The organism is Nocardia sp. alder85J (genome assembly GCF_020176955.2).
In the GTDB taxonomy this organism is placed as follows: domain Bacteria; phylum Actinomycetota; class Actinomycetes; order Mycobacteriales; family Mycobacteriaceae; genus Nocardia.
The window spans coordinates 496780-514759 of the sequence record NZ_JAIUCZ020000003.1 but is presented as its reverse complement, the minus strand read 5'-3'; the positions used below and the strand labels follow the sequence as shown (position 1 = coordinate 514759).

At 69.3% G+C, this 17980-nt stretch carries 16 protein-coding genes; 9 read left to right on the top strand and 7 right to left on the bottom strand.

What is annotated here, in order from left to right; genetic code table 11:
* The first annotated feature begins 45 nt into the window (after positions 1 to 45).
* The 3 genes from LBW94_RS13530 (at position 46) to LBW94_RS13520 (ending at position 2271) form a co-directional block, all read left to right on the top strand.
* Positions 46 to 1086: a helix-turn-helix domain-containing protein gene (locus LBW94_RS13530; RefSeq protein ID WP_225054119.1), complete on the top strand. Its 1041-nt coding sequence runs from the start codon at positions 46 to 48 to the stop codon at positions 1084 to 1086.
* 49 nt (positions 1087 to 1135) lie between these two features.
* Positions 1136 to 1786 (top strand): 2OG-Fe(II) oxygenase, encoded by a 651-nt coding sequence (locus tag LBW94_RS13525; RefSeq protein ID WP_225054121.1) that lies wholly within the window; start codon positions 1136 to 1138, stop codon positions 1784 to 1786.
* A 98-nt stretch (positions 1787 to 1884) separates the two neighbouring features.
* Entirely contained in the window at positions 1885 to 2271 is a 387-nt protein-coding gene (locus LBW94_RS13520; protein ID WP_225054123.1) for a sterol carrier family protein, read from the top strand.
* 4 nt (positions 2272 to 2275) lie between these two features.
* Here the strand turns inward: LBW94_RS13520 and LBW94_RS13515 are convergent, their stop codons facing one another.
* A complete protein-coding gene (locus tag LBW94_RS13515; RefSeq protein WP_225054125.1) occupies positions 2276 to 3595 on the bottom strand; it encodes a YhgE/Pip domain-containing protein in 1320 nt (439 codons plus the stop codon).
* 114 nt (positions 3596 to 3709) lie between these two features.
* On the opposite strand from LBW94_RS13515, the gene purF reads away from it, so the two are divergent.
* From purF to LBW94_RS13490, 5 genes are all read left to right on the top strand, one after another.
* On the top strand, positions 3710 to 5290 hold the full coding sequence (purF, locus tag LBW94_RS13510; protein WP_225054437.1) for an amidophosphoribosyltransferase: 1581 nt from the start codon (positions 3710 to 3712) through the stop codon (positions 5288 to 5290).
* A 260-nt stretch (positions 5291 to 5550) separates the two neighbouring features.
* Positions 5551 to 7107, top strand: coding sequence for an ABC transporter substrate-binding protein (locus LBW94_RS13505; protein WP_225054127.1), 1557 nt, complete (start codon positions 5551 to 5553; stop codon positions 7105 to 7107).
* 86 nt (positions 7108 to 7193) lie between these two features.
* The gene (locus tag LBW94_RS13500; protein WP_225054439.1) at positions 7194 to 8207 is read left to right on the top strand and encodes an ABC transporter permease; all 1014 of its coding nucleotides are present in this window, start codon (positions 7194 to 7196) and stop codon (positions 8205 to 8207) included.
* On the top strand, positions 8207 to 9265 hold the full coding sequence (locus tag LBW94_RS13495; protein ID WP_225054128.1) for an ABC transporter permease: 1059 nt from the start codon (positions 8207 to 8209) through the stop codon (positions 9263 to 9265). Before LBW94_RS13500 ends, LBW94_RS13495 begins: the two co-directional genes overlap by 1 nt.
* Before the next feature lie 11 nt (positions 9266 to 9276).
* On the top strand, positions 9277 to 11379 hold the full coding sequence (locus tag LBW94_RS13490; protein ID WP_225054441.1) for a dipeptide ABC transporter ATP-binding protein: 2103 nt from the start codon (positions 9277 to 9279) through the stop codon (positions 11377 to 11379).
* Between the two features lie 360 nt (positions 11380 to 11739).
* Here the strand turns inward: LBW94_RS13490 and LBW94_RS13485 are convergent, their stop codons facing one another.
* Positions 11740 to 12345, bottom strand: a complete 606-nt coding sequence (locus tag LBW94_RS13485) for a TetR/AcrR family transcriptional regulator (RefSeq protein ID WP_225054130.1) — start codon at positions 12343 to 12345, stop codon at positions 11740 to 11742.
* On the bottom strand, positions 12332 to 13198 hold the full coding sequence (locus LBW94_RS13480; RefSeq protein WP_225054132.1) for an alpha/beta fold hydrolase: 867 nt from the start codon (positions 13196 to 13198) through the stop codon (positions 12332 to 12334). Before LBW94_RS13480 ends, LBW94_RS13485 begins: the two co-directional genes overlap by 14 nt.
* 221 nt (positions 13199 to 13419) lie before the next feature.
* On the opposite strand from LBW94_RS13480, the gene purM reads away from it, so the two are divergent.
* Entirely contained in the window at positions 13420 to 14502 is a 1083-nt protein-coding gene (purM, locus tag LBW94_RS13475; RefSeq protein ID WP_225054133.1) for a phosphoribosylformylglycinamidine cyclo-ligase, read from the top strand.
* Positions 14503 to 14780: 278 nt separating this feature from the next.
* On the opposite strand, the gene LBW94_RS13470 is transcribed toward purM, so the two are convergent.
* From LBW94_RS13470 to LBW94_RS13455, 4 genes are all read right to left on the bottom strand, one after another.
* Positions 14781 to 15014 (bottom strand): DUF3073 domain-containing protein, encoded by a 234-nt coding sequence (locus LBW94_RS13470; RefSeq protein WP_225054135.1) that lies wholly within the window; start codon positions 15012 to 15014, stop codon positions 14781 to 14783.
* 173 nt (positions 15015 to 15187) lie between these two features.
* Positions 15188 to 16150 carry an asparaginase gene (locus tag LBW94_RS13465; protein ID WP_225054137.1) on the bottom strand — a complete coding sequence of 321 codons (963 nt, stop codon included), beginning with the start codon at positions 16148 to 16150 and terminating at the stop codon, positions 15188 to 15190.
* Positions 16147 to 16863: an MOSC domain-containing protein gene (locus tag LBW94_RS13460; protein WP_225054138.1), complete on the bottom strand. Its 717-nt coding sequence runs from the start codon at positions 16861 to 16863 to the stop codon at positions 16147 to 16149. Before LBW94_RS13460 ends, LBW94_RS13465 begins: the two co-directional genes overlap by 4 nt.
* Positions 16860 to 17978, bottom strand: coding sequence for a YgfZ/GcvT domain-containing protein (locus LBW94_RS13455; RefSeq protein ID WP_225054140.1), 1119 nt, complete (start codon positions 17976 to 17978; stop codon positions 16860 to 16862). The genes LBW94_RS13460 and LBW94_RS13455 overlap by 4 nt, the downstream gene beginning before the upstream one ends.
* Between the last annotated feature and the right edge of the window lie 2 nt (positions 17979 to 17980).

The window sequence follows — 17980 nt, the reverse complement described above, 5'->3', positions numbered from 1 at the left end:
AAGCCCTGACCTCTCGAGAATGGCGCGCGAGCCTGGACTTGTCAAGTGGCGCTTATCTACTATTCTTTCAGTGGTAAGCCGGACTTAAATCGAACCCCGGCTACCCGTTACGGCTTCGCGCGCCGGTGCGGAGTTGCCGAAAGGGGTGCGATGCGCGAGGTCAGGCTGCCCGCGATGCTCAAGCAACTCATCGATGAGAGCGAGTACCGCGGCAAGCGGCGACAGGTCTGCGATCAGCTCGGCATCACTCCGGCTGCGTTGTCGCAGTACATCAACGGGCAGACCACCCCCGCTCTCGACAAGCTGCTGGGGATGGCGGAGCTGTTCAGCGTGCCGCTCGACTACCTGGTCTTCGGCCCGGACACGACGATCGGCGGACACGGCGGCGCCGTGGAGTACGGGCCGATCACGCGCTACGTCGAAGCCGGAATCTCCTTGGTACAGGCCGATATCGCGGCGCAGACGGCCTTCGTCGCGAAGGTGGGCGAGATCATCACGTCGCAGATCGACGCGGCGGCCAAGATCGCGAGCAAACGCGCCTCGACGCTGAACGGCATGTTGGACAAGGAACAGGCCCTCGAGCTGGAACGCTACAGCGAAGCGAGCACGATCGTCACCCTGGATCTCACCGACGATCTCGTGCCGGTCGACAGCGATGTCGAGCAGGGTGTGACCGCGGGCAACTTCCTGGCGGTCACGGCCGCCAACCTGTCGCTGGGCCGGCCCTACCACTACGTGCTGTCGCCGGAGATCGAAGACCACGACACCGTGATCCACCAGTACCGCACGCTGCTACTGGCGGAGAATCTGACCGAGACCGACCTGCGACACTGCACATTCGACATTGCGGTGGACAGCTTCTACGTAGGCTGTTGTCTGTTCCGCTTGGACGTCGACGGCATGCGGCGTCACAGCCCGGTGCTCCATCGTTATCTCGAGCCTTTCATCACCGATGACAAACGACTCGGGTACATCGAGCCGCCCGGATCCCCGCTGCACGCGTATTTTCTGCTCGACCCCGAACGGATCGAGACCGCCGTGCGGGTGCTCGACCGACTGGCGCCGCCGCCCGCCATCGGCAGCTGATCTCTCCCCCTCCACGTATCAATCACCAAGTACCGAGAAAGGCCGGTGGATGAACTTTTTCCGGTGGACGACCTTCGACGTGACGAGGCTGCTGCCCCCCGACTGGCAGGCTCAGATCATGCAAGTCGTGGAGGAGGAAGTCGTGGAACTGACGCTCGTCAGCAGTCATTCGACCTCCCGGGAGGCGACCACCTCGGAGCAGATTCCCTGCGGAATCGTCGAAGGCGTCACCCTGCGCAACCGGTTGCCGTGGCTGGCCGACCTCTACGACGGACTCTTCCTCGAGATGGCGCAGTCGATCTCGGCGGAGAAGGTTTCGTCCATGTCCGATCCGCGGTTCGGCATGGTCCTCAACGTCCAGCGCGATACCGAACGCTACGAATGTCACGTCGACAGCAATCCGATCGCGGCACTGCTGTACTGCACCAGCCACCCCATCGGCGCCGGCGGGGAACTCGCGGTGTCCAACCGCGGCGATGTCCGCTCGGTGGCGGAGATCGACGCCGACTGTTCCATCGTGGAACCTCGAGCGGGTCATCTCGTGCTCTTCGACGCTCGCCGGCACAGTCACTACGTCCGCCGCCTCACCACGGACGGCGCCAAGCGGGTCGTGGTGGCGATGAACTACTACACCACCTCCAGCCCGGAGCTCGAGGTCCGGCCACCGGACCTGAACCGCCATCTCATCGGCGTCGACTGACACCACCGGCCGCGGATCGCGCCGCTTCCGCGGCCCATGCACGGAATGCCGATCGCCCGACGATGCCTGGGCGCGGCCCGGTTTCGTAGGCTCGGGGGATGGCAGGACGACAGGCGGCGGATCCGGCCGAGGTGCGGGCCGCGGTGACGGCGGTGGCGGCGTGGTTGCGTGACGAGTCGCAGCCCGCGCCGGCGCGCGCCGAACTGGCGGCCGCGGTGCGGGGTACGGCGCGCAGTCTGGCGGCCGCGGCGCCGGGGCACTCCGTGGAGGTGCGGGTGCCGCCGTTCGTGGCGGTGCAGTGCATCGAGGGGCCGCGGCACACGCGCGGCACCCCGCCGAATGTGCTCGAGGCCGATCCGCGCACCTGGTTGCTGCTGGCGACGGGGCTGGTGTCCTTCGACGCGGCCGTCGATTCGGGGGCGGTCAGCGCCTCGGGCTTCCGGGCCGCCGAACTCGCGCACTGGCTGCCGGTGGTGCGGTTGTGATCGGTCAGGCGGCGGCGTGCCGGCCCGTGTCGAGCGGGCGGCGGTGCAGGCCCCGGCGGTCGTAGAAGCGGGTCACCACCAGGCCGACGACGAGGCCGATCGCGAGGCCGACCACGGTCATCCAGAAGCCGCGGGTGAGTCCGGCGGGCCCGCTCGCGTCGAAGTACAGGATCGAGCGGACGGCCAGGAACACCTGGTGCATCGGCTCGAAGGTGGCCAGCCAGCCGAAGTAGCGAGGGGTGGCCTCGATCGGCACGGTGCCGCCGGAAGAGGGCAGGCCGAGGATGACGAACAGGATCAGGTTCACCAGCAGGCCGGCGCTGCCGATCGCGGCCAGATTCGACAGCGCGGTCCAGCCGACCGCGATCATCGCGAAGACGCTGTACAGGTACAGCGCCAGCGGGCGTTCGATGGACATGCCCAGGGCCTTGCCGATGCCGAGGAACACCGCCGCGACGATCACCGCGGTCACCGCCCAGATCGCCCACTTCAGCAGCAGTGTCCGGACCCGGGAGATCGGGGTCCAGGGCAGGTGGACGAACCACGGGCCGTATTCGGTCGGGACGAAGCCCAGGGCGGAGTCGACCAGGGTGTGCACGATCATCGAGCCGACCACGCCGATCAGCAACAGCAGCAGCGCGTAGAAGAACGCGGTCAGGCCCTCACCGGAGCCGGGAGCGAGCGGGTGGAACGGCTGGACGTCCAGGCGCAGCGGATGGGCCAGGGTCAGGCGGGTGGCGGCGCTCAGTGCGGGGGCGGTGCCGCCGGCGGCCAGCTGGGTGTTCACCTGGTCGGTCAATTGCTTGCCGACCAGCGCATCGACCTGCGCGAACACCCGGTCGCCGATGCGTTGCACGGTGGAGGTGGCGAAGACGCCCGCGCGGGGATTGGTCTGCAGGGTCAGGCTCGGCCGCTCGATATCGCCCGGAACGACGCTGCCGGCGCCGAGGATGCCGAGCCGCTTGCTGAAGTCGCCGGGGATGACGAGGGTGCCGTAGACCTTGCCGTCCTGCATCTGGAGCTGCGCCTCGTCGATGCCGAGCACACGCAGATCGATCTCGTTGCCGGGCACGGCCTGCCGCACTCCGGCGGCGATCTGGTCGCCGAAGTTCACCTGACGCTGCTGTCCGGGCGCGCCGAGGGTGTCGCCGACGTCCTGGTTCACCAGCGCCATCGGAAAGTTGTGCAGGTTCTTCTCGGGGTCGACGACATAGTCCAGATACATCACGCTCAGCAGCGCGGCCAGCAGGGTGACAACTATCACCGGCATCGCCTTGCGCAGCAGCGGCACACGGCGTGAGGAGGGTGCATCGGGCGCGGTCACGGCTGGGACCGTAACAGCAAACAGCTCGTCACCGGTGTGAACCCGCGACGAGGTTGCCATTCGGTGACCCGTAGAATGATCAGTGCCCCCCGCCCGCCGAACAGGGAGCAAATGGTGACCTTTGCCGACCCCTCGGTCCACACCGCCGATCTACCTATCGCCACCGCCGCAACTCAGGACGAGAACGAGCCGCGCGAGGAGTGCGGCGTGTTCGGAGTCTGGGCTCCGGGTGAAGATGTGGCAAAGCTCACATACTACGGGCTGTACGCATTGCAGCACCGCGGGCAGGAGGCGGCCGGTATAGCGGTCGCCGATGGCGCCCAGGTGCTGGTGTTCAAGGATCTCGGCCTGGTGAGCCAGGTGTTCGACGAGCAGACGCTGGCCGCGATGCCCGGCCACGTCGCCATCGGTCACTGCCGCTATTCCACCACCGGCTCGACCACCTGGGAGAACGCGCAGCCGATCTTCCGCACCACCGCGGTCGGCACCGGTCTGGCGCTGGGCCACAACGGCAATCTGGTCAACACCGCCGAACTGGGCGCCCGTGCTCGCGAGCTGGGATTGATCAACGGCAAGCTGGGTGCCACGGTCGCCGCCACCTCCGATTCGGACGTGATGACGGCATTGCTGGCGCACGCCGCCGCCGACAAGAGCATCGAGCAGGCTGCCATGGAGTTGCTGCCGACCCTGCGCGGCGCCTTCTGCCTGACCTTCATGGACGAGCACACGCTGTACGCCGCGCGCGATCCGCACGGGGTGCGGCCGCTGTGTCTGGGCCGATTGGACCGCGGCTGGGTGGTTGCCAGCGAAACGGCCGCGCTGGATATCGTCGGCGCCTCCTTCGTCCGGGAGATCGAGCCGGGCGAACTGCTGGCCATCGACTCCGACGGGGTGCGTTCGTCGCGGTTCGCGGTCCCGGAGCCCAAGGGCTGCGTCTTCGAATACGTCTATCTGGCCCGCCCGGACAGCACCATCGCCGGTCGTTCGGTGCACGCCACCCGGGTGGACATCGGCCGGCGGCTGGCCAAGGAACATCCGGTCGAGGCCGATCTGGTCATCCCGGTGCCGGAATCGGGCACCCCGGCGGCGGTCGGCTACGCGCAGGGTTCGGGCGTGCCGTACGGCCAGGGCCTGATGAAGAACGCCTATGTCGGCCGCACCTTCATCCAGCCCAGTCAGACCATCCGCCAGCTCGGTATCCGGCTCAAGCTGAATCCGCTGCGCGAGGTGATCCGCGGTAAGCGGCTCATCGTCGTGGACGATTCGATCGTGCGCGGCAACACCCAGCGCGCGCTGATCCGCATGCTGCGCGAGGCCGGGGCGTTGGAGATCCATGTCCGGATCGCCTCGCCGCCGGTGAAGTGGCCGTGCTTCTACGGCATCGACTTCGCCTCCCGGGCGGAGCTGATCGCCAACGGGTCCGGCCGCGATGCCACCGAGTCGATGGACGACATGGTGGAGAACGTGCGGCGCTCCATCGGCGCCGACTCGCTCGGGTACATCTCGCTGGAGGGCATGGTCGCGGCCACCGAACAGCCGCGCTCGCGACTGTGCTGCGCCTGCTTCGACGGCGACTACCCGATCCCGCTGCCGCACGAGGCGGCCATCGGGAAGAACGTGCTGGAGGGCCTGCTCGCCGGCAAGTCGGAGTTGTTGAGCGACAACGCGAATGCCAGCGCGCTGAGCCGTCCGTAGGGTCGCTGCCGCGGCGTCCACCGGGCGTCGCGGCGCCCTGCCGACCGTTGTTCCGGGTATTGCATTCTGTTTGTTGCCAAACGCAACATATCTGCAACGGGTTGCCGGTACTGTCCCCGCATACCGAAGTCACCGCGGTCGCTCCGAGCCGTGATCCGGTCTCGGGCGCCGCGAGCGAAAGTGGGGCAGTTATGCGGACCTTGGCGACACGGCCGTCGGCGATCCGAGCGGGTCGAGTGAAATGTATTGCGGCACTGGGGATGGCGGGCCTGGCTGTGCTCGCGGTCGCGGGCTGCGGCGCGGGCCGCACCGGCGGGGGATCGTCCGGCGGTGGCCTGGTGGTCGGCACCACCGACAAGATCTACTCACTGGATCCAGCCGCCGCCTACGACCAGGGCTCCTATGTCCCGGAGACCCAGATCTACCAGCACGTGCTGAATTTTGCTCCGGGACAACCGGTTCCGCAGCCCGACGCGGCGCAGGCGTGCGCCTTCGCGCAGCCCACCGTCTACACCTGCACGATCAAGGCCGGGCTGAAGTTCGCCAACGGTGACCCGCTGACCGCGCACAGCGTCAAATACTCGTTCGACCGCATGGTGAAGATCAACGACCCGAACGGCCCGGCCTCGTTGCTGGACAACCTCGATCACACCGATGCCCCCGACGACCACACCGTGTCGTTCACGCTCAAGGTCGCCAACGATCAGACCTTCCCGGCGATCCTGCCGACCCAGGCCGGTCCGATCGTGGACGAGAAGGTGTTCCCGGCCGACAAGACGATGCCCGACGAGGACATCGTGAAGGCGAAGCCGTTCTCCGGCCAGTACGTCATCACCAGCTACGATAAGAACAAACTGGTGCAGTACCAGGCGAATTCGGATTACAACGGCCTGCTCGGCGCGCCGAAGACCGCGACCGTGTCGACGAAATACTATGCCGAGGCGTCGAATCTGAAGCTGGACATCCAGAACGGCGCGATCGACGTCGCCTACCGCAGCCTGACCCCGACCGATCTGGATTCGCTGCGCGGCGATGACAAGGTCAAGGTGCTCACCGGTCCCGGCGGGGAACTGCGCTACATCGTGTTCAACCTGAACACCATGCCCGGCGGCACGCCGGAGCAGAAGCTGGCCGTCCGCAAGGCCGTCGCCTCCTCGGTGGATCGGGACGCGCTGGCGACCGGCGTGTACAAGGGCCTGTTCAAGCCGGTGTATTCGCCGGTGCCGCAGGGATTCGCGGGCGCGACCGAGCCGTTCAAGGAGATCTACGGCGCCACCCCGAACAAGGACGCGGCCGCGAAATTCCTGGCCGACGCCAAGGCGCCGACTCCGGTGCAGATCAACCTCCAGTACAACCCGGACCACTACGGCAGCTCCTCCTCCGAGGAGTACGCGGCGATCAAGAGCCAGCTGGAGGCCACCGGGCTGTTCAAGGTGAATCTGCAATCCACCGAATGGGTCACCTACAACAAGGAACGGGTGCGCGACAGCTACCCGGTGTTCCAGATGGGCTGGTTCCCGGACTATCCGGATCCGGACGACTACCTCACCCCGTTCTTCGGGCCGAACAACTTCCTGAAGAACCATTTCGAGGATCCCGGCATCACCGCACAGCTGACCGCCGAGGTGACGCAGCCGGATCCCGAGAAGCGCAAGGCGATCCTCGCCCAGGTGCAGCACGACCTCGCCCAGAACTTCGTGTCGACGGTCCCGCTGCTGTCCGGTGAGGCCGTCGCCGTGGTCGGCAAGAACGTCTCCGGCGCCGAGCAGACGCTGGATCTGTCCACCAAGTTCCGTTACGGCGTCCTGAGCAAGTGACCGACGAGGTGACCGCGCCGCGACCGGTCGACCCGGTCGTGGCGCCGCCTCGAACGGACCAGGGGCGCAACGGATCCCGGTCCGGAATGCTGCTGCGCTACCTGGCCGTGCGGCTGCTGCTGATCGTGCCCACGGCCTGGATCCTGGTGACCGCCGTATTCTTCCTGATGCGGGTGATCGGCGATCCGATCAGCGCCGCGCTCGGTGGCCGGTTACCACCGGACCAGATCGCGGTCCGCAAGCACGACGCCGGCCTGGACCGGCCCATCCTGACCCAGTACGGGGACTACCTCACCCGGCTGCTGCACGGCGATTTCGGCCGCTCCCAGGACAATCGGGCCATCGGCCAGGTGGTGGTCGACTACGGCGCGGCCACGCTGGAACTGGTGTTCTGGGCTCTGGTGGTGGCATTCGCGATCGGCGTCCCGCTGGGCAGATACGCTGCCACGCACCGGGATTCGGCGGCCGATCTGGGCCTGCGGCTGTTCGCGGTCCTGGTCTACGCGGCGCCGGTGTTCTTCGTCGGCCTGCTGCTGAAGCTGGTGTTCGCGGTGAAGCTGCACTGGCTGCCGGTGGCCGGCCGGGCCGACACCGATGTGGAACTGGCCTTGGAACACGTCTCGCCGAAGACCAACATCATGCTGATCGACGCGATCCTCTACGGCGATCCGGGCTATGTGCTGAACGTGCTGGAACACACTGTGCTGCCCGCGCTTTCGCTGGGACTGCTGACCGGCGGGGTGTTCCTGCGGCTGGTGCGGATCAATCTGATCCAGACCCTGCGCACGGACTACGTCGACGCCGCGCGGGCCCGCGGGCTGTCCCGGCGAGTGGTCACCGGGCGGCACGCCTTCCGCAACGCGCTCATCCCGGTCGTCACGGTGATGGGTATGTACATCGCCATGCTGCTCGGCGGCGCCGTGCTCACCGAGACCACCTTCGAATGGAAGGGACTCGGCTATCAGCTCGCCCAGTACCTCCAGGCCCGGGATTTCGTCGCGGTGCAGGGCATCGTGGCGTTCATCGCGCTGGTGGTGGCCGTGATGAGCTTCGTGGTGGATGTGATCGTGGCGCTGATCGACCCGAGGGTGAGGTTCTGATGACGGCACCGGAGGTGGTCACCGAGCCCGCGGTGACGGCGGCCCGCGGGCCGGGTCTGCTGCGGCTGGTCCGGCTGACCGGCGGGCCACAGCGGGCGGTGCTGGTGGCCGGCCTGGTCCTGGTCGGGCTGTTCGTGGCGCTCGCGCTGTTCGCACCGCTGATCGCGCCCTACGGTTTCTCCCAGAGTTCCTCCGGCGGTGTGGATTTCGTGCGGCAGCAGGCGCCGTCGGCACAGCACTGGTTCGGCACCTCGGTGCGCGGGGAGGATGTGCTGTCGCGGGTGATCTTCGGTGCGCGCACCGCGCTGCTGGTGATCGCGGTCTCGCTGGTGCTGTCGATGTTCGTCGGCGTGCCGCTGGGGCTGGTGTCCGGATATATCGGCCGCTGGCCGGACCGGATCCTGGTGCTGATCACCGACGCCATGTACGCGTTCCCGACCCTGCTGCTGGCCATCGTGGTGTCGATCGTGGTGGCGGGCGGCAATTCCAGCAGTGTCGGTGGCGTGCTGTCGGCGGCGGTGGCGATCACCGTGATCTTCGTGCCGCAGTACTTCCGGGTGGTGCGCAATGCGACGGTGGCGGTGAAGCACGAGCCGTTCGTGGACGCGGCCCGGGTCACCGGCGCCTCCACCGCGCGCATCCTGTTCCGGCACGTGTTCGCCAATGTCACCGGCTCGTTGCCGGTACTGATCACGCTGAACGGCGCCGAGGCCATCCTCACGCTGGCGGGCCTGGGCTTCCTCGGCTTCGGTATCGAGCCCACCCAGGCGGCCGAATGGGGCTACGACCTGAACAAGGCGCTGTCGGACGTGTCCAACGGAATCTGGTGGACCGGCGTCTTTCCGGGCGCCGCGATCGTGCTGGTGGTGCTCGGGATGACCCTGGTCGGCGAGAGTCTCAACGAGGTGCTCAATCCGCTGCTGCGCACCCGCCGTATCCCGGGCGCGGTCGTGGCGGCGGCCGGTGAGGACGCTGTCACGACCGAAGCGCAGCCGGGACATGCCGGGCCGCAATCGAATTCGACCACGACAATGACCGGCACCGACCGGGAGGCGTGACCATGACCGAGATGTCGACGGAACATGCTGAGCCGCAACCGAACCCGACCCTGACCGTGACTGCGCTCTCGGTCTCGTTCGCCACCGACGCCGGCGCCGTGCCCGCGGTCGCCGAAGTGTCGTTCGAGGTGTTCCCGGGTGAGGTGCTGGCGATCGTCGGCGAATCCGGTTCCGGCAAGTCGGTCTGTGCCCGCACCGCGCTGGGGCTGTTGCCGGACACCGCCCGGGTGCACGGCACCGTGCTGCTGGGCACCGAGGCGATCACCGCGATGACCGAGAAACAACTGACCGCGGTGCGCGGCGGCCGGATCGCCATGGTGTTCCAGGAGCCGGGCGCGGCGCTGGATCCGCTGTTCACCGTGGGTTTCCAGATCGCGGAGGCGATCCGCGCCCACACCGGTACCAGCCGTGCTGCGGCCCGGGCCCGCGCGATCGAATTGCTGCACACCGTCGGCCTGCCCGATCCCGGGCAGCGGGTCGACTTCTATCCGCATCAACTCTCCGGCGGACAGAAGCAGCGGGTGATGATCGCGATCGCGATCGCCTGCGAGCCGTCGGTGATCGTGGCCGACGAGCCGACGACCGCACTCGATGTCACCGTGCAGGCCGAGATCCTGGCACTGCTCCGGGATCTGCGCGATCGGATCGGCGCGGCGATCGTGCTCATCACCCACAACATGGGCGTGGTCGCCGATCTGGCCGATCGCGTAGTGGTGATGCGGCACGGCCGGGTCGTCGAGACCGCCACCGTGCACGACCTCTTCGCCACCCCCCGGGCGCAGTACACCCGCGACCTACTGGCCGCCGTCCCGCGCCTGAAGACCGGCACCCCCGAACCCGGTACTCCCGAACCGGTTGCCCCTGAGGTTGTTACCGCCGAAGCCGCTGACCCCGAGGTCGCCACCGCTACCGCCGGGGCGGCCAGCGCCGGGGCCGCTGCCGCCGAGGCTGCCATTGCTGGACCCGCCACTACCGAGGCTGCCACCGCCGGAGCCGCTGCCGCCGCCGGAGCCGCTGCCGCCGCCGGAGCCGCTGCCGCCGCCGGAGCCGCTGCCGCCGCCGGAGCCGCTGCCGCCGGGGGAGCCGCTGCCGCCGGGGGAGCCGCTGCCGCCGGGGGAGCCGCTGCCGCCGGGGGAGCCGCTGCCGCCGGGGGAGCCGCTGCCAGAGCCGCCGCCGGGCCCGCCACAGCCGGAGCCGCTGCCGTGCCCGGTGCTGCCGCCGTACCCGGCGCCGCCGCGGGAGCGACTACCGCTGGAGCTGTTGCCGCTGACCGACTCTCACCGCAGAGCCCGGCTGCCGCAGTTCTGACGGTCGAGGACCTCGTGGTGGAGTTTCCGGGCCCGCTCGGCCGCCGCCCGTTCCGCGCGGTCGACCGGGTCTCGCTGCACCTCGCGCGCGGTGAAACCCTCGGTCTGGTCGGCGAATCCGGCTCCGGCAAGACCACCATCGGCCGCTGTGTGGCAGCGCTGCAACGACCGACCTCGGGTTCGATCCGGATGCTCGGCACCGAACTCACCGGCCTCTCGGAACGTCGCCTGCGGCCGCTGCGCAAGCGGCTGGGCTTCGTCTTCCAGGATCCGGCCACCTCGCTCAATCCCCGCCTGACCGTCGGCCGCTGCGTCGCGGAGCCGCTGGTGGTGCACCGGTCCGCCAACGGCCCGGCGCTGTACAGCCGGGTGCGGCAACTGCTGGACCAGGTACAACTGCCCGCCGGCACCGAACACCGCTATCCGCACGAACTGTCCGGCGGCCAGCGCCAGCGCGCCAGCCTCGCCCGCGCCCTGGTGCTGAACCCGGACCTGCTCATCGCCGACGAACCCACCAGCGCCCTCGACGTCTCGGTCCAGGCCACCGTGCTGGAGCTGTTCGCCGACCTGCAAAGCGAATTCGGCTGGGCCTGCCTGTTCATCAGCCACGACCTGGCCGTGGTCGATCAACTCGCCGCACGAATCATGGTGCTGCGCAACGGCTCCGTCGTCGAACAGGGCTCCGCCGACGCCATCCTCCGCCACCCCGCCGAGGACTACACCCGCCGCCTGGTCGCCGCCGTCCCCGTCCCGGACCCGGTCGAACAACGCCGCCGCCGCGCCGCCACTCGCTCGATACCGGAGTGAACAGGCAGTGGAAGACCCGGATCGGCGATCGGCTCCGAGCCGAGCAGGTGCGCAGCCGAGTCTGTGAATCACGTTGTGCGAGAACGGCGTGAACCGACGGTCGGAGCACCGCAGCCGGTGGAGGTGAGCGTGCTGTCGAATCCGGTTGCGCCAGAGCCGACTACTGTGTTCCGAGCCGCCGAGCCGCCGAGCCGCCGAGCCGCCGAGCCGCCGAGCCGCCGAGCCGCCGAGCCGCCGAGCCGCCGAGCCGCCGAGCCGCCGAGCCGCCGAGCCGCCGAGCCGCCGAGCCGCCGAGCCGCCGAGCCGCCGAGCCGCCGGTGCATCGGGCGGGAGGCTTCCGGTCGCACTGGTTCCGCCGGATCACCCGGTGCGCAGCACGCCGCTGATGAGCAGCAGCAGACATTGTTCGGCTTCCAGCCGTGCGGCGTCCGGGTCCTCGGCGTGCGCCACGATCAGCCCCGCCTCGGTGACCGCGCTGAGGATCAGCTGGGCCAGCACCCGGACCGGCACCGGCACGGCCAGGCCCGCGTCGACGGCTCGTTGCAGGGCGTCGGTGATCATGCCGAGGCCGTGCCGGGCCTCCATCTCGCGCCAGTGCTGCCAGCCGAGCACGGTCGGGCCGTCCTGCATCGCGATGCGGACGGTCTCCGGCTGCCCGCTGAGGTCCAGGAAGGTGCGCAACCCCGCGGCCATCGCCGCGACCAGGTCGGCCGGATCGGGCAGTGCGGCGATGGCGGTCCCGATCGCGACGGTGTTCTCCTCCTCCAACTTCTCCAGCACCTCCACGAACAGTCCGCGCTTGTCGCCGTAGTGGTGGTGCAGCGCACCCCGGGTGACGCCGGCCGCGGTGACGATCTCCTCGGCCGAGACCCCGGCATAGCCGCGCTCGGCGAACAACCGGCGACCGGCGTCCTCGAGCGCGGCCCGGGTCGTGCGGGATCGGTCCTCCTGGCTACGGCGCGGCATGTTGCCGAGTGAACTCCAGGATCAACTCGGCGAGCAACTCGGGACGGTCTTCGGCGATGAAGGTGTAGGAGTCGTCGATCCACCGCAATTCCGCCCGCGGCAGGTCGGCGGCCAGCCGTTGCGCGAACGCCGGCCGGAAGACCTTGTCCTCGCGCGCCCAGGCCAGCAGCACCGGCAGGTCCAACTCGGCGAAGTGCTCGGCCGCCGCCAGCGTGTACCGGTTGTGCACCCCGCGCAGGAAGCGGCGCAGATCCGCCCGTATCGCCGCGGACCGGCGGCTGGGCAGCAGGTACGAATCGGCCACCTCCGGCGGCACTGGGCGCTTGCTGACCAGTCCGAACGCGATCGGCAGCCGCTGCGCGGGCCGGAACCGCATGGACTCGACCATGATTCGCAATGCCCCGGGCACGGCGGCCAGTCGCGGCAGCCCGGTGAACGGCTGCGGGAAGAACTTGTCGTAGGCGTCGCAGTCGGTGAGCACCACCCGGGCGATCCGGCTGCGGTCGCGGGTCAGCAGGATCTGCGTGATCGCCCCGCCGGTGTCGTTGGCCACCAGCGTGACGTCCCGCAGGTCGAGGGCGGACAGGAAGTCGGCGATCAGATCGGCCACGCCGGTGGGGGAGAGGTCGGCGTCGGGAACCGGGACCGAATGCGAGCCCAGCGGCCAGTCGGGCACCAGGCAGCGGTGGCCGGCGGCGGCCACCGCCGGGGCGACGCCGCGCCAGAGGTCGGCGTTGACGAGCAGACCGTGGACGAAGACGACCGGCTCGCCCGAGCCGAGGTCGTGGTAGCGGATCCGCCCACCGGGCAGAGCGACATCGTGGAGCGGGCCGAGAGCGGTGCTGTTACCCATGTCGGGCCTCCGATGATCGGGGATCGGTCACCCACCACAATTACATACATACCGTATGTATGTCAATGGGCGCCAGGGAGAAACCGGCCGTGACCGCGTAGAGGCCGTTCGGGCGCGGATTTGTCAAGCGGAGAACTCGAGACCGGTGCGGTCTCGTTATCTGACTCCGGTAGCGTGTTCAGGCATCTATCCACCGATTCGGTTTGGAGCTTTCCCCGACAATGACTGAGCAGACCCCGAGTGGAGCCGGTGCTGCCTCCTACGCTGCGGCAGGCGTCGACATCGAGGCCGGCGACCGCGCAGTCGAGCTGTTCGCGCCGCTGGCGAAGAAGGCGAGCCGACCGGAGGTGCAGGGCGGGCTCGGTGGTTTCGCCGGCCTGTTCGCGCTCAAGGGCGGCTACCGTGAGCCGCTGATCGCGGCCTCCACCGACGGGGTGGGTACCAAGCTCGCGATCGCGCAGGCGCTGGACAAGCACGACACCGTCGGCCTCGATCTGGTCGCCATGGTGGTCGACGATCTGGTGGTGTGCGGCGCCGAGCCGTTGTTCCTCCAGGACTACATCGCCGTCGGCAAGGTGGTCCCCGAGCGGGTGGCGAGCATCGTCTCCGGCATCGCCGAGGGCTGTGTGAAGGCCGGCTGCGCGCTGCTGGGCGGCGAGACGGCGGAGCATCCCGGCCTGATGGGCCACGACGACTACGACATCTCGGCCACCGGCGTCGGCGTGGTGGAGGCCGACGACGTGCTCGGCCCGGATCGGGTGCGTCCCGGTGACGTGGTCATCGCGATGGGCTCGTCGGGCCTGCACTCCAACGGCTACAGCCTGGCCCGCAAGGTGTTGCTGGAGATCGACCACCAGTCGCTCACCGGCCACGTCGAGGAGTTCGGCCGCACCCTCGGCGAGGAGTTGCTGGAGCCCACCCGCATCTACGCCAAGGACTGCCTGGCGCTGGTCGCCGAGACCGAGGTGCGCACCTTCGCGCACGTCACCGGCGGCGGGCTGGCCAACAACCTGGCCCGGGTGCTGCCCGCGGGCATGGTCGCCGAACTCGACCGCGGCACCTGGAATCCGGCGCCGGTGTTCAAGCTGATCGCGCAGCGCGGCCGGGTCGAGCGGGCCGAGATGGAGAAGACGTTCAACATGGGCGTCGGCATGGTGGCCGTGGTGGCCCCCGAGGACGCCGACCGGGCCCTGGCCATCCTCACCGCGCGGCACATCGTCTGCTGGGCGCTGGGCACGGTGAAGAAGGCCAAGGACCACGACGCCGACCGGGTGCAGCTGCTGGGCGAGCATCCCCGGTTCTGATCGGGTACCGCCGATCCGCATCGCCGTCGATCACAGACCGAAAAACGAAAACCCGCTTCCGGTGAATCCGGAAGCGGGTTTTTCGTGGTGCGGTGCCCACCTGCGTGGAAACCGAACCGAATAACTCGAGAACACCGATGCCTCGACCGGAAGAGCCGGGGACATCGGTGTGTTGCAAGCCCGGTGTGGCGGGGGACCACTCGACCTGACGCGAACCTCATATCGACGTGCGAAGGGGGAGGCCCCTGCGGCCTCCCCCTCGACGCATCGAATCCGAGTCAGCGGCGCCAGTCGTCGTAGTCCTCGTCTTCCTCCCAGCGCGACCGCGGAACATCCGCGTCGTGCTCGTCGGAAAGCACACCACCGCGCTGCGAGTCGTGGACATGTCCCGGCAAGTCGTGGGAATGTCCCGACAGCTCGCGCTGAAGGCTCGCGAAGTCGGTCGACGGCGAGCTGTACTTCAGCTCGCGTGCGACCTTGGTCTGCTTTGCCTTAGCCCGGCCACGGCCCATGGCTGACCCCCTCGCGTCACTGCGGGGCGGCCTGGGGTGGTTGGCGGCCCCGTTCGAATTAATACTCTTCCTGACAGACACTCTAGCGTGTGTCCGGCGGTCGCGCTTCCAGGAGTGGCGGAAGACGCCCGAACCGGAGGAGTTTGCCCGGTTGTCGCGAGAGAGAAACTCGGTTACAGCACACCCGGAATCGCGCGCACGATACCCACCCGGGCGCCGCCACCGAGCACCGGCGGGGCCGCCAGTTCGGCGTGCGCCGGGGTCCAGTCGATCCCCATCCGATGCAGTATCGCCTGCGTCAGCGGCATCCGTGCCCGGTCGTGACCGTCATCGATCTTGTAGGCGAAGGCCCGGCCGTCCGGCAGCGACCCGGCGTGTACCCCGTCGGCGCCGATCTTGCACAGCAGCCCCGGAGTTGCCCGCATGGTCAGCAGGTCCGGGCCGTCCGTGCCGGAAATCACTCGCGGATGCGCGCGGATGGCGTCCGCGACACGACGTTCCGGCGATCCGGGCGCGGCGGTCGCGATCGTGGCGTAGGCGCGGGCCAGGTTCGTCAGCGACACCGGCACGATGGGCAGGCCGCACCCGTCGATGCCGAGATCGGTCTCGGGTTCCCCGGTCAGATCGGCGACCGTGGCGAGTACGGCCTGCTGCAACGGGTGGGCGACCTCCGGATAACCGGCGGTCGGCCAGCCGTTGATCACGCAGGTGGCGAGCATGGCGGCGTGTTTGCCGGAGCAGTTCATGTAGATGCTGCGAGCGGCTTCCGCCGGGTCGTGTCCGGCCAGCACCTCGGCCCGGGCCCGCTCGGCGTGCGGCAGATCCGGTGGGCATTCCAGCTGCGACTCGGCCAGGCCGTAGCGGTCCAGCAACCGCCGGACCAGCGCGAGATGGTCGGGCTCGCCGTAGTGGGAGGCCGCCGCGACGGCCAGCTCGGCCTCGTCGACCGGGTCGAATCCGTTGCGCAGCAAGGTGATCGCCTGCATCGGCTTGTTGGTGGAGCGGGGATAGATCGGCAGGTGCACCTCGCCGAGCGTGACGGCCGGCTCGCCGTCCGGGTCCAGGATCACCAGCGAGCCCCGATGGACGCACTCCCGGAAGCCGGATCGGACGACCTCGACCAGTTCGACGCTCACGCTGTCCCTTCCGCCGACCGGGCCGGCTCGGCTGTCGAATTCGAATGCTGTGCGCGGGTTTTCGCGCCGGCCCGGCGGGCATGCCGGTCCACCTGCATGCGGACGTCGTCGGACACCGTCGGTTCCGCGGCCAGCAGCAGCGTCAGCCGGTCCGGATCCGCGCCGGTGAACAGGTCGCGCACCGTGACACCGTGTGCCGGAACGTGATCCACCCGGATCTCGTCGCCGGCGCCGACCGTGCCCGGGGTGAGCACCCGGAGATAGGCGCCGGTGTTCGCGCGCAGGGTGAACCGCTTGACCCAGTGCTGCTCGCCGCTCCAGTGCTGGAAGGTCGAGCACGGCACCCGCGGGGCGGACACCTCGAACACGGCCTCGCCGATCAGCCAGCGCTCGCCGATCACCGAATCGCTGACCCGCAGGCCGGTGACGCGCAGATTCTCGCCGAACCAGCCGGAAGGCAGCGGGCGGCCGAGCTCCCGGCTCCAGGTCTCGGCGTCCTCCTCGGCGTAGGCGTACACCGCCTGGTCGGCCCCGCCGTGATTCTTGGTGTCGCAGACGTGGTCGCCGTCGAGGCCGAGCGCCTCGGCCCGGATCCGGCCGGTGACGGGGCGTTTGTCGATCGCCGTGCGACCCACCCGGCTGATCTTGTGCGGCAGTTCGACGTCGGTGTGCACCACGCAGACCGCGAGCACCCGGCCGTCCGCGCCGCTCATCGGCCGCGCAGCCTCTCCACGGCCAGGCGGCCGGCCTGCGGCTCGTCGTCCGACGGCACCGAATCCGGATCGATGGCCGCCGCCATCGGCCCGGCGTCCAGCTTCGTGTCGGCGGGGACGGTGCGCTTGATCAGGGCCAGCGCGATCGGGCCCAGCTCGTGGTGGTCGATCACGGTGCCCAGCCGGCCCACGGTGCGGCCGGCTGCGGTGACCGGGTCGCCGACGGCAGGGCGGGCGTCGGCGGAGCCGTCCAGATGCAACAGCACCAGGTGCCGCGGTGGTTTGCCGAGGTTCTGCACCCGGGCCACCGTCTCCTGGCCGCGGTAGCAGCCCTTGTTCAGGTGGACCGCGCCCTGTTCGGCGATGTCGCCGATCCAGCGCACCTCGTGCGGAATGGTCCGGTCGTCGGTGTCGATCCCGATGCGTGGCCGCAGCGCCGCCACCCGCAGCGCCTCGTAGGTCCACAGCCCGGCCGGTTCCGCGCCCGCCGCGGTCAGCCGCGCCCACCAGTCGGCGAGTTCGGCGCGCGGGACGATCAGGTCGTACGAATCCTCGGTGGGCCAGGGCATCCGGCGCAGGAAGCCGTCGCGGTCGCCCAGTCGCACCGCGGCGTAGACCTCCGGCAGCGCCTCGACCCCGAGCGCGGCGGTGAGGGTGGTGACCCGGGGGCCCAGCAGGCTCAGCACCGCGTACCCGGGCGCCGCCTGTGGCTGCACGTCGGCCCAGAAAACCATCTTGCTCAGGTAGTCCAGCAGGGCGGGCCCGCGCTCGCCCTCGGTGTCGATCCACACCGTGGCGTCGAGGTCGGTGAGGACGAAGTGGTGCAGCACCCGGCCGTTGAGGTCGAGGTCGAGATTCTCGGCCGACCGGCCGTCGGCCAGATCGGCCACGGCCTGACTGGAGATGGTGTGCAGCCAGGACAACCGCTCCCGGCCGGTCAGGGTCATGACGAACCGATGCGATCGGTCCACCACGGCCACCCGCTGCGCGGCGGCCCGCTGTTCACCGAACGGGTCGCCGTAATGCCAGGCCACGGCCGCGTCGGGGGAGCCGGGCGGACCGGCGACGGCTCCCCGCTCCTGCAGCAGCGGGCTGGACGGAAGAACCTCGGTCACAG

What these genes read in the sequence shown, in the direction of transcription:
- LBW94_RS13525 (WP_225054121.1), top strand. Translation starts at nt 1,136, where the DNA reads ATGAACTTTTTCCGGTGGACGACCTTCGACGTGACGAGGCTGCTGCCC.
- LBW94_RS13520 (WP_225054123.1), top strand. Translation starts at nt 1,885, where the DNA reads ATGGCAGGACGACAGGCGGCGGATCCGGCCGAGGTGCGGGCCGCGGTG.
- LBW94_RS13505 (WP_225054127.1), top strand. Translation starts at nt 5,551, where the DNA reads ATGGCGGGCCTGGCTGTGCTCGCGGTCGCGGGCTGCGGCGCGGGCCGC.
- LBW94_RS13500 (WP_225054439.1), top strand. Translation starts at nt 7,194, where the DNA reads ATGCTGCTGCGCTACCTGGCCGTGCGGCTGCTGCTGATCGTGCCCACG.
- LBW94_RS13495 (WP_225054128.1), top strand. Translation starts at nt 8,207, where the DNA reads ATGACGGCACCGGAGGTGGTCACCGAGCCCGCGGTGACGGCGGCCCGC.
- LBW94_RS13490 (WP_225054441.1), top strand. Translation starts at nt 9,277, where the DNA reads ATGTCGACGGAACATGCTGAGCCGCAACCGAACCCGACCCTGACCGTG.
- LBW94_RS13485 (WP_225054130.1), bottom strand. Translation starts at nt 12,345, where the DNA reads ATGCCGCGCCGTAGCCAGGAGGACCGATCCCGCACGACCCGGGCCGCG.
- LBW94_RS13480 (WP_225054132.1), bottom strand. Translation starts at nt 13,198, where the DNA reads ATGGGTAACAGCACCGCTCTCGGCCCGCTCCACGATGTCGCTCTGCCC.
- purM (WP_225054133.1), top strand. Translation starts at nt 13,420, where the DNA reads ATGACTGAGCAGACCCCGAGTGGAGCCGGTGCTGCCTCCTACGCTGCG.
- LBW94_RS13470 (WP_225054135.1), bottom strand. Translation starts at nt 15,014, where the DNA reads ATGGGCCGTGGCCGGGCTAAGGCAAAGCAGACCAAGGTCGCACGCGAG.
- LBW94_RS13460 (WP_225054138.1), bottom strand. Translation starts at nt 16,863, where the DNA reads ATGAGCGGCGCGGACGGCCGGGTGCTCGCGGTCTGCGTGGTGCACACC.